Origin of the sequence: Lacrimispora sphenoides (assembly GCF_900105215.1) — a bacterium.
Taxonomy (GTDB): domain Bacteria; phylum Bacillota; class Clostridia; order Lachnospirales; family Lachnospiraceae; genus Lacrimispora; species Lacrimispora sphenoides_A.
In genome coordinates, this window is sequence record NZ_FOIP01000002.1 from 1,506,937 (window position 1) to 1,523,699 (window position 16,763).

The 16,763-nt window shown below is 45.3% G+C and carries 10 protein-coding genes; 2 read left to right on the top strand and 8 right to left on the bottom strand.

Features of this window, described 5'->3' with window-relative positions; all coding sequences use genetic code 11:
* Positions 1-78: 78 nt before the first annotated feature.
* From BMW45_RS23740 to BMW45_RS23755, 4 genes are all read right to left on the bottom strand, one after another.
* Entirely contained in the window at positions 79-1,431 is a 1,353-nt protein-coding gene (locus tag BMW45_RS23740) for an ABC transporter substrate-binding protein (RefSeq protein WP_092249783.1), read from the bottom strand.
* A gap of 127 nt (positions 1,432-1,558) precedes the next feature.
* Positions 1,559-2,677 (bottom strand): glycoside hydrolase family 88 protein, encoded by a 1,119-nt coding sequence (locus BMW45_RS23745; RefSeq protein ID WP_092249786.1) that lies wholly within the window; start codon positions 2,675-2,677, stop codon positions 1,559-1,561.
* Positions 2,678-2,723: 46 nt separating this feature from the next.
* A complete protein-coding gene (locus tag BMW45_RS23750; RefSeq protein ID WP_092249789.1) occupies positions 2,724-4,754 on the bottom strand; it encodes a heparinase II/III family protein in 2,031 nt (676 codons plus the stop codon).
* 159 nt (positions 4,755-4,913) lie between these two features.
* Entirely contained in the window at positions 4,914-6,197 is a 1,284-nt protein-coding gene (locus BMW45_RS23755) for an ABC transporter substrate-binding protein (protein WP_166433462.1), read from the bottom strand.
* Between the two features lie 218 nt (positions 6,198-6,415).
* Here BMW45_RS23755 and BMW45_RS23760 point away from each other — a divergent pair, with 218 nt between their 5' ends.
* Together BMW45_RS23760 and BMW45_RS23765 are read left to right on the top strand one after the other, a co-directional pair.
* Entirely contained in the window at positions 6,416-8,155 is a 1,740-nt protein-coding gene (locus tag BMW45_RS23760) for a cache domain-containing sensor histidine kinase (RefSeq protein WP_092249795.1), read from the top strand.
* Position 8,156: 1 nt separating this feature from the next.
* A complete protein-coding gene (locus tag BMW45_RS23765) occupies positions 8,157-9,653 on the top strand; it encodes a response regulator transcription factor (RefSeq protein ID WP_166433463.1) in 1,497 nt (498 codons plus the stop codon).
* 141 nt (positions 9,654-9,794) lie between these two features.
* On the opposite strand, the gene BMW45_RS23770 is transcribed toward BMW45_RS23765, so the two are convergent.
* Genes BMW45_RS23770 through BMW45_RS23785 form a run of 4 tightly spaced genes read right to left on the bottom strand, consistent with a single transcriptional unit; the run spans position 9,795 to position 16,762 of the window.
* Positions 9,795-11,594, bottom strand: coding sequence for a hypothetical protein (locus BMW45_RS23770; RefSeq protein WP_092249801.1), 1,800 nt, complete (start codon positions 11,592-11,594; stop codon positions 9,795-9,797).
* A 44-nt stretch (positions 11,595-11,638) separates the two neighbouring features.
* Positions 11,639-12,526: an AraC family transcriptional regulator gene (locus BMW45_RS23775; protein WP_092249804.1), complete on the bottom strand. Its 888-nt coding sequence runs from the start codon at positions 12,524-12,526 to the stop codon at positions 11,639-11,641.
* Positions 12,527-12,530: 4 nt separating this feature from the next.
* Entirely contained in the window at positions 12,531-13,547 is a 1,017-nt protein-coding gene (locus BMW45_RS23780) for a glycoside hydrolase family 88/105 protein (protein ID WP_166433464.1), read from the bottom strand.
* A 32-nt stretch (positions 13,548-13,579) separates the two neighbouring features.
* Complete coding sequence (locus tag BMW45_RS23785) at positions 13,580-16,762, bottom strand: alpha-mannosidase (protein WP_242883218.1); 3,183 nt, start codon at positions 16,760-16,762, stop codon at positions 13,580-13,582.
* Between the last annotated feature and the right edge of the window lies 1 nt (position 16,763).

Sequence of the window (16,763 nt, forward strand, 5' to 3'; positions counted from 1 at the left end):
CCTTCCATTTTTTGGCATATAATATGGAAGAGAGCGCCGCCCTCTTCCATACTTCTTAAGATGCTGCCGCATGTGCATCTACCGCTTTGCTGCTGCCGCCATATTGGTAACAAACTCATCTGCGGTAATCTGTCCTGCTGCCAGTTTGATAAAGTTTTCAGATATTGTAGGGGACAAATCCGGATTGGATGCAATATCCCCGCCCGATTTAAGCGGTACCTCTACGAATTCCAAAGCATCTTTCATGTTTGCCAGAGCCGGCGGCCACTGAGTATCCACGGTTGCAGGTGTGGTTCCCGCACGCTCCACCATTTTAGCATCATTTTCCTTGCTTAAGGCGTATGCCACGAATTCCATGGCCAGCTCCGGATCCGCAGTGTTTTTGTTTACAGCCAGCAGCGTACAACCAGTGGGATCCTCTTTGCCGCAGCGTCCTGCGCCGTCCGTTACATCAGGATAAGAAAAGCCGCCCCACTGGAAATCAGGTCCGGCGATATCCGCAACCTCGGTAGGCAGACCGGTCAGATTATAGTACATGGCAACCTTTCCGTTTCCAAAATCCACCTGCCCTGCCGGCCATTTATTGCCGCTTACATTGGCATCAAAATAACCCTTCTTTGCAAAATCCTCAAATGCCTTGGCCATATTGACCACCGCTTCATCCTTCCACATCTCGCCAGTGGTATCCTTTACAAGTTCCTGTACCCAGTCCTGGCCTTTTTCCCTGGCAAGATACATGCCGGGAAGCCAGGAAGCATAAGCATCGTCAAAGGTGATCGGAACATATCCGGCTTCCTTGATCTTTGCGCAGGACGCATCTAAATCTTCCCAGGTCTTTGGCTCCGCTGTTACGCCGGCCTCTTCAAAGATGGCCCGGTTGTACATGAACAAAGACATCCATGGCTTATAGCCTACTGCCGGAAGAATATCCGTCCGTCCGGTCATGGTTCCCGGTGTAATCAAAAGGCTGGGAATCAAGGTATCCTTAAAAGGTTTTCCGTCTGTGGTATCATACACCTTATCCACATAGGGAGACAGATCAAGAACATATTCATTTAAATCAATTTCAAAAGGATATTCAAATATATCAATTGTCTCATTACCTTCCATTGCAGGCTTTAAAATTTTCTTATTATCACGTCCGCACCACTGAACGGTTACTTTAACCTTTGGATACTTTTTCATAAAACCATCAACGATTTCCTGCCATACCTCTCCCTGAGGCTCCGTATCATTCCACATTGACCAGTACACCAACGTACCTTCCAGTTCTTTGGACCCCTGCTCTATGGTCTCTGCTGCCACACTTTCTGCTCCCTTGCTTTCTTCAGAAGGGCTGCTTTCTGCTGTTTTGGATGTACCGGCTCCACAGCCTGATAAAACCATACTTGCTGCTAATGCTGCCGCCAATACCTTATTTACCCTTTTCATTTAAATACCTCCATTATGTACTTAGACAGAGCGTTGTCTGCCTTGTAAACTTATTATAAAAAATTGTATACCAAAAAAAAATGTCAGATCGTAACCTGTATGAATGCAAAATAATAAACCGGGCTTTTTATAACCAGTAAGGCTCCCAGTCGGGATTCATCACTCTCATCAATGCCTCCACATAAAAATAATCTCCCCAGAGGCAGTATTCGTCAATTCCCTCTTCTAAAAGACGGCCGTAAGTAGAATGTTTCAAAAGACCGTTCCCATCATCTTCCGGGCGGGCCGCATAATGGTCAATCAGACTTTCCAGTATTTCCTCTGCCTTCTCTTTATAACTCTCGTCACACATTCCCTGTTTGTATGCCTCCAGGATCCCGCAAACCGCAATCGCTGACGCAGAGCTGTCCCTTGGCTCGCCACCGGACATAAAATAAAAATCCCAGTAGGCAGCCAGATCTTCCGGCAGATGAGAAAGGAAATAATCCGTCACACCCTTCCACTGTGTCACGATTTCCGACTTTCTGCAGTTTGAATAATTCAGTGCCAGCCCGTAAACGCCCCACGCCTGTCCTCTGGACCACGCCGAATCATCTGCATATCCCTGCTTGGTGGCCCCATACGCCGGTTCTCCCGTCTCCGGGTCAAAATAATAGGTATGATACGTGGAATGGTCATCACGAACCAATACCCTGCGCGCTGTTTCTAAATGTTTGAGCGCAGCTTCCTGATAAGACATGTCATTTGTTTCCTCAGATGCCCAATAGAGAAGCGGAAGGTTCAGCAGGCAGTCAATAATCAACCGGTATTCTTCCGGATCATCTAGCTGCCCCCATGCCTGAATAAAATTCCCTTTTTCCTGAAATCTGGCCTTTAAGTTATCTGCTGCCAGCAGAGCCGTCTCTCTGGCAAAGGAGTCTCTTGTCAGCTTCCAGGCAGCCACACAGGAAGGCATATAAATAAATCCCATATCATGGTGGTCCACCACGACCCGCTCTTCGATTCTGCTTCGGAAGCTTTTTATCTGTCTTTTCGCTGCTGCCAGAAAGCTTCCGTTTTTCCCTTCCTCAAAAAACATCCATAACATCCCCGTGTAAAAGCCTGCGGTCCAGTCATTATTTTCAATAACCGGATACCAGTTATGTTCGCTTGCCGGAGCCGGAAATCCCTTTAAAAACTTGTTTTGATGTCTCATTGTAATTTCCATGGCATTCTGAAAAGCCATTGCTGCTTTATCCCTGTTCATATATAATTCCTCTGCTAAAATTCGATATTATATTAACTGTTTACCGCTACCAGGCCAGAATTTCGCCGGTAACCACTTGTTCCTTTTCCTCGGACCGGTCAAAAAGTACCGCTTTCCCATAGCCGAGGCAATTTTCATACCGTAAAATATCGGTAGGAGTCAATACTTCCCTATGAGCTAAAAATATAATATACTCTTTTCCATCTGCCAGAATCTTTAGAGCCTCCGCATCCTTCAGATCCAGCGTCTTTTCGTGAATCACGGACCATAACCCAAGGATTTCCACCTGGGCAGGCTCTGCCGTTTCTTTCGGACCTCCGTTTATCACAGCAATCCTGCTGTAAAAGCCTTCTGCAGTACTGACTGCCTTGCAGGTTTTATTCTCTGACTTTTCATTGTAATGACAGGACTGTTCCGTTACATAAAGTTCCAGCGTTTCGTCTTTGTGGGGGAACTGGATGAAGGCTTTTGTTTTATTTCCCTCAAACAAGAGTCTATTCTCTCCACAGCTTACCTCTCCGGACCTTGAAAAGTGATACAGGCTTTTAAAGGTATGCCTTCCTGTGCCATAAAAATCATCCACCAGAATATATACATCCGGTTTAATCCAGATGATCTTCCGGTTCACCAGCACGCCTCGGTCAAGGTATCCCATATGGCTGCCTTCAACATAAGCTCCGAAATGTCCTTCGTAATACTGCTGCTTTAAGCATGTGCAAAGCTCCTTGTAAATCCAGGATGTTTCACAACGGCTGAACAGTTCTCCGTCCACCAGAGATACATTATGTCCCTCAGGCTCTTTGAATGCAAACCGGTCAGGTCCGTCTACGTATGTATATCTTCCCGAATCCACCAGAACATCCTCACCGTTTATAACCAAATCCACATGAAGCTTATCGGCATGGCCATGTCCACCTCCGGTCTCTCCGCAATGAAAATGGAGAAGATTGTCATCTTCCCCCCAGCCGCTGCGAAGATAATAATTCCCGCTAAACGGCAGCTCCGCCGACATAAAGGAGGGTTCTTTCTTCTTCATAGCTTCATAGGTTTCACATTCACCCATTCCAAACTGCCAGGCGCTCTCATAATCCGCTTTTTCATAGCCCCAGAATTTAAGGACAGGGTCCTTTAAGACAATCGCACCCGCCGTTATCTGGTCCCTTAAATCTGAAGCATCGCTGTCTCCCTGCGCAAACTGAGTATGATCCGGTTTTATCCAGATCCCGTTGACATACGCCATTTTCCTGACAGTTTCCCCTATGATCTCAGGCAAAACAAGTCTCCCGCGCGTTCCATAATAATACGCATTTAAAAAGCAATGATAAACCTCATTATGGTACATAGGGGATTGTTCCCACTGGGTGCCATCTGTAAGAACCTGGATCGCTGCCGCCTGCTCCAGGCGTTTTAGGGCGGCCCTCTCATATTCCTTTTTCTTTTCATTTCCCTCGGGCATGATGAGGGAAAGCAGAAGCAATCCGCTACTTTCTAAAACCCCCCAATTGCTGATGTATTTGTGCTCTTTAAAATGTTCCAGCAGACGTTCCCCATGCGTTCCGAGACATAGCTCCACTTCTTCTATAAACCCGTCACTAATGGATTCACTTTCTTCCATCAATGCCAGCGATCTTAACCAGTTTTCTGCACGAATTCCTGTCTCCAGTGTACGCCATGGCCCTAAATCAATGGATTCTCCCGGTTCCACTCTTTCCATCCAGTCCCTCATAAGCCTGACGTAATGGAAGGCGTATTGCTCTTTACCGGTAAGATGGTAAGCCTGACCCAGGCAGAGAAGAAAACGGTGCCTGTTAAACTGCCACAAAAACTCTCTGTCCCCAAACGGGATCAGGTTCCAGTTAATTTCTTTCACAAAGTTCACCGGCTCATAGGTTCTTTCCATATCCCATGGAAAGTCAAATAAAAACGTATTGCAGCATGCTTCTTTAGCCGTCTTTATTACATGCGCTGTTTCTTCCGGCCAGTTTTCCATACAGTATGCCGCTGCTTTTCTCTTTTCTTCTATCCCAAAAATGGGACGAATCCTGCGATAGAATTCTTCCTTCTTCCTGTTTTCCAAATAATGGCTCTCCTTTCCCTTTTATCAGGTTCAGTATATCGCAAAATTAAAAATTCAAAATGTAATATCCTGCACTGGAATAATGTAAAATCACAAACCTCCATTTTTACACAAAAAGGGCGGCTCAAATGTCTTGAGCCACCCTCTTTCCATAAACGATTACTGCCAGCCTGTCTTTCCTTTAAATTTCATCTGTTCAGCAAAATCACGATCCCATTCTTCTAATACCTGTCTGGCTGTCATTCGCCCTGCTAACATCTCGCGCTGGTTGTTCCAGAATTCATTCTTATTAATCCCACTTAATACTTCACTAATCTCTGATACTGTTTTATTCTTCGAAATGTAATTATCATATAGATATTGCTGCCAGCTGTTTAAAACCATCTTCTGATCCTTAAATACCGGCATATGACTCCAGCCTTTATTAAATACATCCATATGTTCCGGCGTGGAAAACCATTCTAAAAAATGTCTTGCCTCCTCAATATGTTCAGAGTCTTTTGATACGGCAAACATCCCCGGTCCGCTGAGCACGGCTAGAAGATCCTTATTATCGTATGGTACCGGCATCATCATTACTTCCCTTTCCGGATTCTTCTTTATCACATCCTGAATAAAGAATTGACCGGATGTATACATGGCCGTTTTACCGGATGCAAATGCATCTACCGCCCCTTCATAAGTAGCTTCCAGGGAATCCGGATTCGTATACCCGGCTTTATAAAGATCCGCGATTTCACCAAGCATGGTTTCAAATTCAGGAACCTCAGACCATTTAACCTGATTATTCAGCAAACGTTCCCACAGATGATTCTCTGTCAATTGAACTGCCATGCAACTGAAAAACAGCGGTGTCGTCCAAGAATCTTTATCAGATGTATACAACGGAATCAGCCCTTCTTCTTTAATACGTTCACAGGCTGTCCGGAACTCTTCCATGTTGTGAGGAATGGAAAGATTCAACCGTTCAAAAATTTCAGAATTATAGATAATGCCGACACTGCTTACAGAACCAATCGGCAGACCAAATAAATGGCCTTCTATTTCCTTATTGATCTTTTGCTCTTCTATAATCCGGCCATACCATGATTCTTTCTCACCAAATTCTACAAAATGATCCGTACCGACCTCCTCCAGCAGGCCTCGGTCGATTCGTATCATATCCGGCATTTCTCCCACCGCTGCCTTTGACTTCACAAGGTCAATCCATTGATTATCCGGAATTCTCTGTACCTCGATCCGGCAACCGGGATTTTCTTTTTCGTATTCCTTCAATAACCCCTGTAAAAAGTCCTTATCGTGTGACTGAGGCATCATAAACGTAAGTACAACCGGCTCGTTCGCTACCTCATCATTTGTTTTTACGTGCTTTTCACCCACACACCCCACCAGAACCAAACAGACCAGCAAAACAGTAAGAACCCCCATGAATCTGATCTTCATTTTTGCCCTTCCCCTCTTTCCCTTCATATTGCCTTACTGTTATTATAATGCAATTTAACACAGGCCGCAAAAGAAAATCATAAACCTAATGATGTAATATCTTAAACCGCCCCGGAAAGCACCTCCAAAATATTGCTTTCCACCAAACCTTATGTTACACTTTTCACAGATAAAGGTGGTGTTTTCAAATAAAAAAAGATCAAAACTATATAAGAAAAATGTTTCTAACCTATTCTGCGACTTTATTGCTGATCCTGACTGTTTTTTTTGCCATTTCTTTATTCATTCTCTATCGGGAACAGTATCACCGAAACGTTCAGATACAGTCACAGCTTTCTTTAAAAGTACAGGAACAGACAGAAGCCTCCTTAAAAGAGATGGACCGTATCATTAATGGTCTGCTTTTTGACAAATCGTTTATGAAGATCATGAAAAGCTCTGATTCCGCTGCTGACTTAATGAATTACAGTGATCAGGTGGTAGAAAATTTTGTGGCTCTCGATGCCCCTCTTTTTTCCACTTACCGAATTATAGCTTTCAATGATTCTTCGTATTATACGCTTGCAAAAACTGGTGAAAATCCTGATTTGATCAAGGCGGCTGCTCTCTCTTACCCATGGAGGGAAGAGGTATTAAGCGCAAACGGGAAAAAGGTATTCATTCCTCCTCACCGCGATACCTTCGATGGGGAACATCAGCTGGTATACTCTGTGGCAAGGACTATAACCGATGGAAGACAGAATTATGGATTCATTGAGGTGCAAAATCTCTATTCCCAATTAGAAAATTACTGCAAGCTTACGGAGGCCTCCGGTTCTGTGCTTATTCTTTCTCAGGATGGCACATTCATATATCCGGCAGTTTCCGGAGAGGCTGATTCCAAGCTGGCTGATATGTATGATACCATATGCAGCACAGGAGCGCAGTCAGGTTCCCTCCGCTTCGGGCAAAATCAGGTTTCGTATCATATTTCCAAATATTCCGGCTGGATTACAGCCGTTTACTGTCCTATATCAGAATTTGTACCCTATGGACTGGAAATCATCGTATTAACCGGCAGTATCTTCCTTCTCCTTGCCATATTATCCCTGTTGACAATCCGCATCGTTACAAGACGTTTGGCCGCCCCCCTCACCGACTTAAGCGAGGCAATCGGGCAGGTATCCTTTGACAATATGAATGTTACGCTGAATACCACTTCAAACATTGTAGAAATCAACAAAATCAATCTGGCATTCCGTACCATGTTCGATCAATTAAAAGAAGCTATTGCCAGAAATATTCAGTCCTGCGCCAATGAGGAGCGTGCAGCTTATCTGGCTTTACAGGCACAGATGAACCCCCATACCCTTTATAACACTATTTCCATGATTGAATCAGTGAGTTATATGAATGGAGATAAAGAGGTTTCCAACCTTTGCATTTGTTTTTCACAAATGCTGCGTTATATCTCAGATTACTCCAAGAGAGAATATACGATTCAGGATGAACTGAGTCATTTAAATAATTATATTTCTTTGATAGAAAAAAGGCACGAAGGAAAATTGAACATCTGCATACATGCCCATCCTTCCCTCCTATTGGTCGTCCTTCCCAAATTTACAATTCAGCCTTTAGTGGAAAATGCGGTAAAGCATGGATTCAGCTCTCAAGTCCATGAACTGAAAATAGAGGTAATGATTGAACCGGTTTCTAATGGCTGGCACTTGATCGTAAGGGATAATGGCAGCGGCTTTTCAAATGATGCCATACCAATGATTTACCGCCAGTTCCAGGAAGGCGACGCCACTTTAGTAGATCATGGTGATGTGGTCAATACGAAGATTGGAAATCTTGGTCTTACTAATATTTATATACGGTTTCGCATCCTTTATGGAGATTCTTTCTCTATTGATATTGGAAACAACCCGGATACTTCCGGAGGATACATTGAAATTACAGTCATTACGGAGGTGTGACATGACCACAATTTTTCTTGCAGAAGATGAAGTTTATGCACTTAAGGTTCTGCAGCAAAAAATTCTTGATTTGAATGAGGATTACGAAATTGTCGGGACTGCAGACAATGGCGTTTCCGCACTGGAACAGCTCCCGGATGTCTCTCCCGATATTGTAATAACAGACATCCGTATGCCAGATATGGATGGACTGTCCCTGATTGATAAATTAAAGAAAGCCGGATGTACTGCCCTTCCCGTAATCATAAGCGGTTATCAGGAATTTGATTACGCACAGCAGGCGGTCCGTCTGGGAGTCGCAGATTATTTATTGAAGCCAGTTGATTTAGAAGAACTGAGGCGCTGTCTGGCCAGCTGTAAAAAACGTGTGAAACGGCGGCGTAAAAATATTATTTCATTTTTCGTCGGAGATGATTCCCTTTCGTTTGAAGCAACCATGGGACAGGATACGTTCTTTCTGATTTATATTATCATTTCCAACCCTTTAAGCACTGTAGAAACAATGATCCATCCCAATGTACGGTATATTCCAAACAATGAAATGGAGCGGCTTTTTCCTAAACGCAATTCAAAGCAATTCATCCACTGCTTTGATGGATTCTTTTCTAATGAAAAAGTTATGATATTAAATTATTCGGATATCGAGGCCCAAATGCTGGAGGCTACCTTGCAGCAATTTGTAAAAAACCTCCAGGAAGTGTCTCAAGAATATATTACTGTCTTTCATACCGTAACGAAGAAACAAGCGATGGCCGCAGCTGTACGCCAATGCTACAACGGCGCCATAGCAAATATTGTTCTTGGCCAAACTGGCGTGTACGCGGGCCTTCCACGGCAAAATGCTCCTGCAGAAACTTTAGGCGATATCGTAGACTTATATGCGCTTCTCATCCAACAAAAACAACCAGACCTCCTGCTCTCCAACATCAGGCGATTGTTCCAGTCCTGGTCCCAGAAGCAGCGGCACTATATTGACGAAAGAAATGATCTTATATTTATACTTAACTCTCTCAAACAAAAGTTTTTGCTGAAAAAGGAATTTGATTATAACAGTCTCTATTTTCTTGAGAATATTATTTCTTTTTCCGCAAACAACTCAGAATTCGCGGATAATTTTTGCTATTTTCTAATTGAAATGTTTATGAACTACGAACCAGAAACAAAAACAGGCGAAGACCTTGTCGAAACAATTCTTGCTTATTTTAAAAACAATTTATCTTCCAATGTTTCTCTTCAAACCCTGGAAGAAGAAATGGGGCTTTCAAAAGTGTATTTGTGCAGAGTCTTTAAGAAATATAAAGGTACCAGCCCAATTGAATACTTTACAAGATTAAAAATAGAGAAAGCCAAAGAGCTTATGATTCAGTTTCCAGATCTATCATTACGAAAAATATCCGAATCCCTCGGATTTAACGACGTGTACTATTTTAGTAAAGTATTTAAAAAGGTCACAGGAATTGCACCTTCGGAGATGCGGGCCTGTGAGCAAAGGCTATAAAGCTTCAAGGACCTTTTTCAAAGTTACTGATATAAATGCGTTGAACGGGTGTATGATGGCCAATCGTTCTCTGTGCCTTCCTATCACCCGTTCAATCATTGGATTCTATCAGTCATGTTATATTTCCTGCGTTTTTCCATGTTATCTCAGATAGATTTCTTGATATTCTTTCCTATCTCTGTATGCTTTTGCCAGTTCCTTGAACGCTTCCATGGTACATGCTTTCTGTGGACCTTCGGCTTTTAGTCCGGCTTGTTCCACTACCAATTGGCCGTTGATTATGGATGCCGTGGCGGGCTCTGCAAATTGGCCGCCTTTCGGTATGATTTCAAATGTGATGGCGCAGCAGCAACCAGTCAGATCTGTAAAGCAGATGTCGGTTTCCTCTCCGTGGTATAGAATTGCGTCAATGCAGACGGCAGATCCGATGTCTTTATGGCCGCCGGTTTCGTTGACGTGCTCTGCTTCTTTGGTGATTTGAAGTTCCACATGGTTGTCTCCGAATTCTGCATACGGGAATGTGATGCGTATGCAGGCGTCTGCAATCTCAATATCGAAAACATTGTCTCCTGTTTTCACTGCGTTTACCTGGTCTGTTGCCCCGCCGATTTCGAATCGGAATCTTAAGTCAGAGGCTTTGATGGTTGCGTCTTTTACCATGTCCAGATTGCAGTGTGTGTCCCCTCCGTTGGTTCCGAAGCCGGTAACTGACACCGCCCTGGTTTTGTCCTGAGAGGTAACGATAAGGCCTGAGGAATAATCGTAAAAGTCGTGGAGGCATTTGATGCTGCAATAAACAGGCTTTTCTTCCGTGCCGTAGTAGCTGATATGGTTGCGCTTCTGGTTCCAGAAATTGGACTTATAAAAAGTGCCCAGGTTAAAGTTTTCATTCTGGTAGCAGACTGCGATTTCGCTCTCCCACGGTTTCTCGCCGTGGATGAATACCGCATCCACCTGGTTTTCTTTGGTTGGATTGATAAAATACTGCTCATAGCAGGTTGGGCACACGCTCTTGGAACTGAAAAAACCTATGGGAAGCTTTTCATCAAGGCCTTCTTCATCAAGAGGCACCAGGGATATCTGATAGCTAAGGGCCCTCTGGATCCGCATCAGCAGCTGGGTATCTTCCAGCATTCCGTAAAACCGTGCATGGGGACCTGCCCACTGTTTGGTTTTATAGTGGAAATGGTCTGCGATGCATTTCCAGGCCAGGCCGCTGATATCTTCCAGCTTCTTAACAGCCTCTTTATCTTTGATATAAGGAATCATGGAGGCCAGATCATCGATGACCACCCAGGTATAAGAAGGGCTGTTGTATTCCTGGAATGCCCCGTGGCCGATGTTAAACGCATACAAGCCATCCAGCCTTCTTTTCGCGTATTCCACCAGGGAATCTTCTCCGAACTGCTCTCCGGCTACCATGGTCACAAGGGTTCCCATAATGGAAATATTGGTATAGTGTGGACCCATATTCCGTTGGATGATAGAGTTACAGCTATGTATGATTGCCTGGTGCATCATCTCCGCTAAATCGGCCGGGATATGTTCCCTGTAATCGATGAGCATCTGCAGCAGCTTTTTACCACAGAAATCCGCCCAGTTCCAATCCGGCGGAGCCATCTGCTCCAGTGTCTCCTCCATAAAATACGGCCATATTCCATAGGTATCATGAACGGAATTGGTATCCTGAAGAGGTACCACCCGGTGCAGGATTCTTATTGCCTCTTCAAAATTCTCTTCTGTTCCCCGGTTCATCCGTTCATATGCATAACTCAGGGAATCGTAGGTCGGATGTACCATTTGGTTTACCAGTGTACTGTGATATCCGTGTTTGCCGCGCCACTGGGTGATCATTGCCTCTTCCCTGTCATATTTTTTATCCATCCTGCCCATGATCCTGTCATTTAATTGTTTTTCCTGAGGATTTAAAAATTCAATCATCGTACATTCCCTTTCTCCAAAAGAATGGTTCCGTGTTCTTGCTTTTATTGGTTTCCATTTGGTTTCGTATCAAAAATCTTTCTTCTGAGTTTGCTGTACTGCTTCGGAGTAATTCCCATGATCCGCTTAAAGGTCCTGATAAAATGGGATTCATCGGCATACCCCACCAGCTCACAGATTTTCAATATGGGCATCCCTTCCGAAAGATAGGTCCTGGCCTTCATCACGCGCGTCATGATGATATACTCATTGGGCGCCATCCCGGTTACGGCTTTAAATAGTCTGATCAGATGGGTCTTGCTGATGAAAAACTTAGCCGTCAGCGTATCCAGCGTCAGATCCTTGTTTATGTTGTTTTTAATATATTGCAAAATCGGATTTAAACGTTCCGAGGATTGCTCCTCCTGATAGTGGACGGAACCTTTGAAATACCCGCTGCACAAGGTCACCAGTTCCGTCAGGGTCAGTTTCTTAAGCAGTTCCGTCCCATACCGGCTGTCCTTAATATAACGGTCCAAACGGGAAATGGTATCCAGGAATTCCTCTGTCTGTGTTTCTGTCAGCTGTACATAATGGGCCACTCCCTGGGGCCGGTTTATAAATGCATGGAATAGGTCCTCCTCACCGGTATTGAACATTGCAATATAGTCAGGCACAAAGGATATGATATAGCGGTCAAAGATTCCGTCGGGCGGAGCGGTGGTTCGGTGCAGCTCGCTGTTATTGACCAGCACTAGACCGCCCCGGTTCAGCGTATAGGAACAATTTTCAAAGTAGAATCCGCTGTTGTCCGTCAGTGTGAACCAAATCTCAAATCCGTCATGAAAATGCAGGTTTTTCATATCATACTCATGGGCACCGCAGACAGTATGGGTCACCATCAGGTTATCCTGATATAATTCCTGGACAGCATATACTTCCTTTCGCTCCATTTTATCACTCCTGTTCAAATTCAGCCAATGCCAGGCAGGTAAGGGCCTGCCCGTACAAAGTAGGTATTACTGGTATGTCCCGGTATTCCTTAGCTGTTTTCATAATGGGCGTCCCGCCAGACACCCCCTGAACCGTCCCTGTCTCATCTACGTAATGAGGCAGCACCTGATATACCCGCCGGGCAGCATTCTCCAGGCTGCCGTCCACATACCCGAACCGGATGCCCCTTTTGATCCCACAGGCGATTCCGGCAGAAGCAGAAAGCTCATCGTAAGATGTGGGGTCATCTAATATGGAGCCGAACAATCCATTGTTTCTCTGCAAACGTGTAAGAGAGGAGGCATGACGCTGCAGCTTACGGATTACATCATCTCTTTCTTCGAATTTCCCCACCTCATTGAGAATTTCTACGGTACTGTATATGATCCAGGCGTTAGCCCGTCCCCAATGGATGCTGCTCAAATGGGTCCTGCTGGTGCCGTCCCAGCCATGATAGAACAGCCCCGTTTCCTCGTCCCACAGATAACGGTAATGGAGGACCAACTGGTCCGAAGCAAATTCCGTATAACTTCTGTTACCGGTCAGTCTCCCGAACCTGGCCATGAAGATGCATACCATAAATAACGTATCCGCCCACATCTGATTATCGAAGCTGGCATTCTCTGTCACCGTATGCTCCAAACCTCCGTCAATGGTTAACGGTGCTTCTTTTAAGACGTATTCCGCCATATCCTGACACACCTTCCGATATGCTTCCTTACTACTCTTCTTATACAATTCCAGTATTGCAATCATAGGAGCCGTAGAATTCACGGTCTTCTGCCGGTAAGCATCCTCCAGATGCTTACCAGCCCAATCAGTCAGGAAATCCAAATACTCATCCTTTCCGGTAACCTCCCACGCTTTCCAAATACCGTACAACCCTACTCCGGGCACCCAATCAAAAGAATGGATGTTCATGGCCCATTCCTTGTCACTGCCATGTACAACTCTGTCTGTGATTTTCTCTATTAACTGCAAAATGTGCTCCTTCCAATACGATTTCTTATTTATTATTTTTCTAAACTTATTCTGAAGGTCCGTATCTGAAACGGTTTCATACGGCATCGGATCTCCGCTCCCTGGCCTTTGATACCGAGAGGCTGTTCCAGAAGATTGCACTCTTCATAACCTGTAATATGGAAATCCGAAGTGATCACTGCGTCCGCCGTACTTCCATGGCATTCGTGGATACGCAGGATCAATCCTCTGTCGTCTTCTGCCGGTTTTACTACATCCATTTGTACCGCATTGGTGTTACAGGTAAATATTTGCCTGCCGCAGATTACGGAGTTCCCTCCTCTGCATTCCAGCGGTTGGTTCAAAGCAGTACTTTCTTCAATGACACGGCCTTCCTGCAGACTTCCCTTATGAGGAAGGAGGGAATAGGTGAAGCTGTGATGCCCCATATCCGCTTGGGCATCCGGATGTTTTGCGCTTTTCAGCAGGGAAAGTTTCATCATATGGTCCTTGATGCTGTAGCCGTATTTGCAGTCATTCATCAACGCCACACCGTAGCCGGTTTCGGAGAAGTCCGCCCACTTATGGGCCGCCACCTCGAACCTGGCCATGTCCCAGCTGGTGTTAAAATGGGTTGTGCGTTCCACATGGCCGAACTGGATATCATAGGACGCTTTGGTACTTCGCACATTAACCGGGAAGGAAGTTTTTAACAGCCTGTGGTCTTCCTGCCACTCCACTTCACTCATAAAGTCAATTCTTCTGCTGTCCCGGTACACAATCATATCCTGGACCACATCCGACTGGTTATAATGATAAGCGAACCGTACCACAGCTCTAAGCGCTCCTGCCTCTATCACTTCTGCAGGCCTGGTACATTCCATAATTTCCTTTTTTTGAGTATAATAAATGTCCACATCCCAGGCATCATGATTAAGCGGCCTGTCTTCATAGATTTCCAGCACATTGCCTGATTCGCCGTCTGCCAATACCTCTCTGTCATTTTCTTTATCATAAATGCGGCACAACTGCCCATCTTCATTCCAGCAGATCGTGTAGTATGGCGTTTCCAGCCTTCCAGTTCTTTCATCCCAGCAGAACGGCGCGGTTTCGGGATCTCCAGCCTCTCCACCACAGCAGGAGGATATAGACTCAGATTCCTCAGTTTCCCCATATCCGCAGCCCCGGACAGCTACCGAACTGCGGGCAGGAACCAGCACATCCACCAGATAACCACCTTCTGTTTTCTGCGCCTCCAACCGGTTTCCACGCTCATCATTAAAGCTGATGTCTTTCTCCGTACTGATGAACACCAGTCCCCTTTGGTCATAGGCGCCGCCGTGATATACTGTATACCAGCTATCCTCAAGGGAACTTTCCGTTCTTTCGCCAAGCATTTCCCAGGCGTCTTCCTTCAACTGATTCAGCAGACTGTCCGCAAGATCGTATTCTTTCATGGAATCCTGATACACTTCCCGGATGGAGGAGCCGGGAATGATATCATGGAACTGATTCCTCAGGATGATTTCCCATGCCTCCTTTAATTTGTCCTTTCCCGAGGCTCTGCCCCAAAGACTGGCCAGCGCGCTGAGCCATTCGGCCTCCTGGGCTTTATTTTCCAGCTTGCGGTTTCGCTTCTTGCTACTTGCCTGTGAGGTATAAGTGCCTCTGTGGTATTCTAAGTATAATTCACCGTCCCACAGCGCCAGCTTATCTCCTGCCGCTTCTGCATCCTTATGGATTTCCTCAAAGAATTGCCCGGCTTTTACCGGCTTCACAGCAGGAAGTCCCGGCAGGCGGCTCATGACCCGTAAAAGCTCCAGCATCTCCCGGTTCACACCGCCGCCTCCGTCTCCATAACCATAAGACACCAGCGTCTGATTCGAAATATCCTTATTCTTGAATTTCGTCCAGCTTCCTATGATGGCCCTGGGATTTAACATCCCATTGTATGTAGAAAAACGGTCGGAAAAATCCTGGTTCTCCTCAGGTGTATCCACAAAATAAGTCAGGATCTCGCTTCCATCGATGCCCCTCCAGGTAAATAAGTCATTGGGGATGCTGTTGAACTGGTTCCAGCTGATTTTTGTGGTCATGAATGTTTTGATATTGCACTGTTTCAAGATCTGAGGCAGCGCCCAGCTGTAACCAAATACATCCGGCAGCCACAGATAGCGGCATTCCACTCCGAATTCCTTCCGGAAGAATTCCGTACCGTAAAGTATCTGGCGTACCAGGGATTCCCCTGATGTGATGTTGCAATCCGCTTCCAGCCACATGCCGCCCTCTGCTTCCCACTTCCCATCCTTTACCCGCTGCTTAATTTCCTCATAAAGTTCCGGACAATCATGTTTCAAATATTGATAAAGCTGGGGTTGGGTCTGTAAGAAAACGAACTCATCATATTCTTTCATCAAACGCAGGGCCGTCGCAAAGGATCGCATGGATTTCTCCCTGGTATGTTTTAACCGCCATAGCCACGCTACATCAATATGGGTGTGGCCGATGCAATTGACGGTTACTGGCGATTTCCAACCGGATGCGTCAATCCGCTTTTCAAACAGTTCCAAAGCATCAACGATGGTTGCGTGAAGCTTATCCTCATCCCAATTGATCAGCTTTAAGGCTTCTTCCATGGCGTCCGTCAGAATATATTTATTCCCATCTGTTTCTGTCAGGTACTGCAGCTCCTGGCAGACCGCTTTTAAGTAATAATAGAACTTATCCGCCGCTTCATGTAAGTATCCCACATGGGCCTTTAGCATCTGATGGTAAAATGTCTTTTTCTTCCCGCCGCCTTCTAACCCTGTCCATAATAGGAAAGTCAGTTCAGCTTCCTGGCCGGCAAATTCTTGCAGAGCCACATCCTGATGATTGGAATCCATTCCCTGATAAGGCTTCCCATTGACGTAAAGCAGGGACTCAAAGCCGCTGTTGCCACCGCCCCCTGTAACTCCAAAGTCAAACAGGCCTGTCACTTTATATCCAGCCATCGCCCTGGGAAGCACCAGCTTCTTTCTCAGCCACAGATAACGGTCCCGTCCCACAAAGAAATCACAAAGCTGCATATCCGTACCCGTGAATTCATTCGGAAGCTCCGTATAAGGCACATCTTCACACCCTGTGGCTTCCATGGATTCCATAGGCGTAATGGGCTCCAGCCCACAGTAGCGCCTCCACTCCAATTCGACCATCCTCTTTTCAAACTTTTCCAATGAAAATATCATATGATTCATC

Coding starts and splice junctions, on each gene's coding strand:
- BMW45_RS23740 (WP_092249783.1), bottom strand. CDS start 1,431: ATGAAAAGGGTAAATAAGGTATTGGCGGCAGCATTAGCAGCAAGTATG.
- BMW45_RS23745 (WP_092249786.1), bottom strand. CDS start 2,677: ATGAACAGGGATAAAGCAGCAATGGCTTTTCAGAATGCCATGGAAATT.
- BMW45_RS23755 (WP_166433462.1), bottom strand. CDS start 6,197: ATGAAGATCAGATTCATGGGGGTTCTTACTGTTTTGCTGGTCTGTTTG.
- BMW45_RS23760 (WP_092249795.1), top strand. CDS start 6,416: ATGTTTCTAACCTATTCTGCGACTTTATTGCTGATCCTGACTGTTTTT.
- BMW45_RS23765 (WP_166433463.1), top strand. CDS start 8,157: ATGACCACAATTTTTCTTGCAGAAGATGAAGTTTATGCACTTAAGGTT.
- BMW45_RS23770 (WP_092249801.1), bottom strand. CDS start 11,594: ATGATTGAATTTTTAAATCCTCAGGAAAAACAATTAAATGACAGGATC.
- BMW45_RS23775 (WP_092249804.1), bottom strand. CDS start 12,526: ATGGAGCGAAAGGAAGTATATGCTGTCCAGGAATTATATCAGGATAAC.
- BMW45_RS23785 (WP_242883218.1), bottom strand. CDS start 16,762: ATGAATCATATGATATTTTCATTGGAAAAGTTTGAAAAGAGGATGGTC.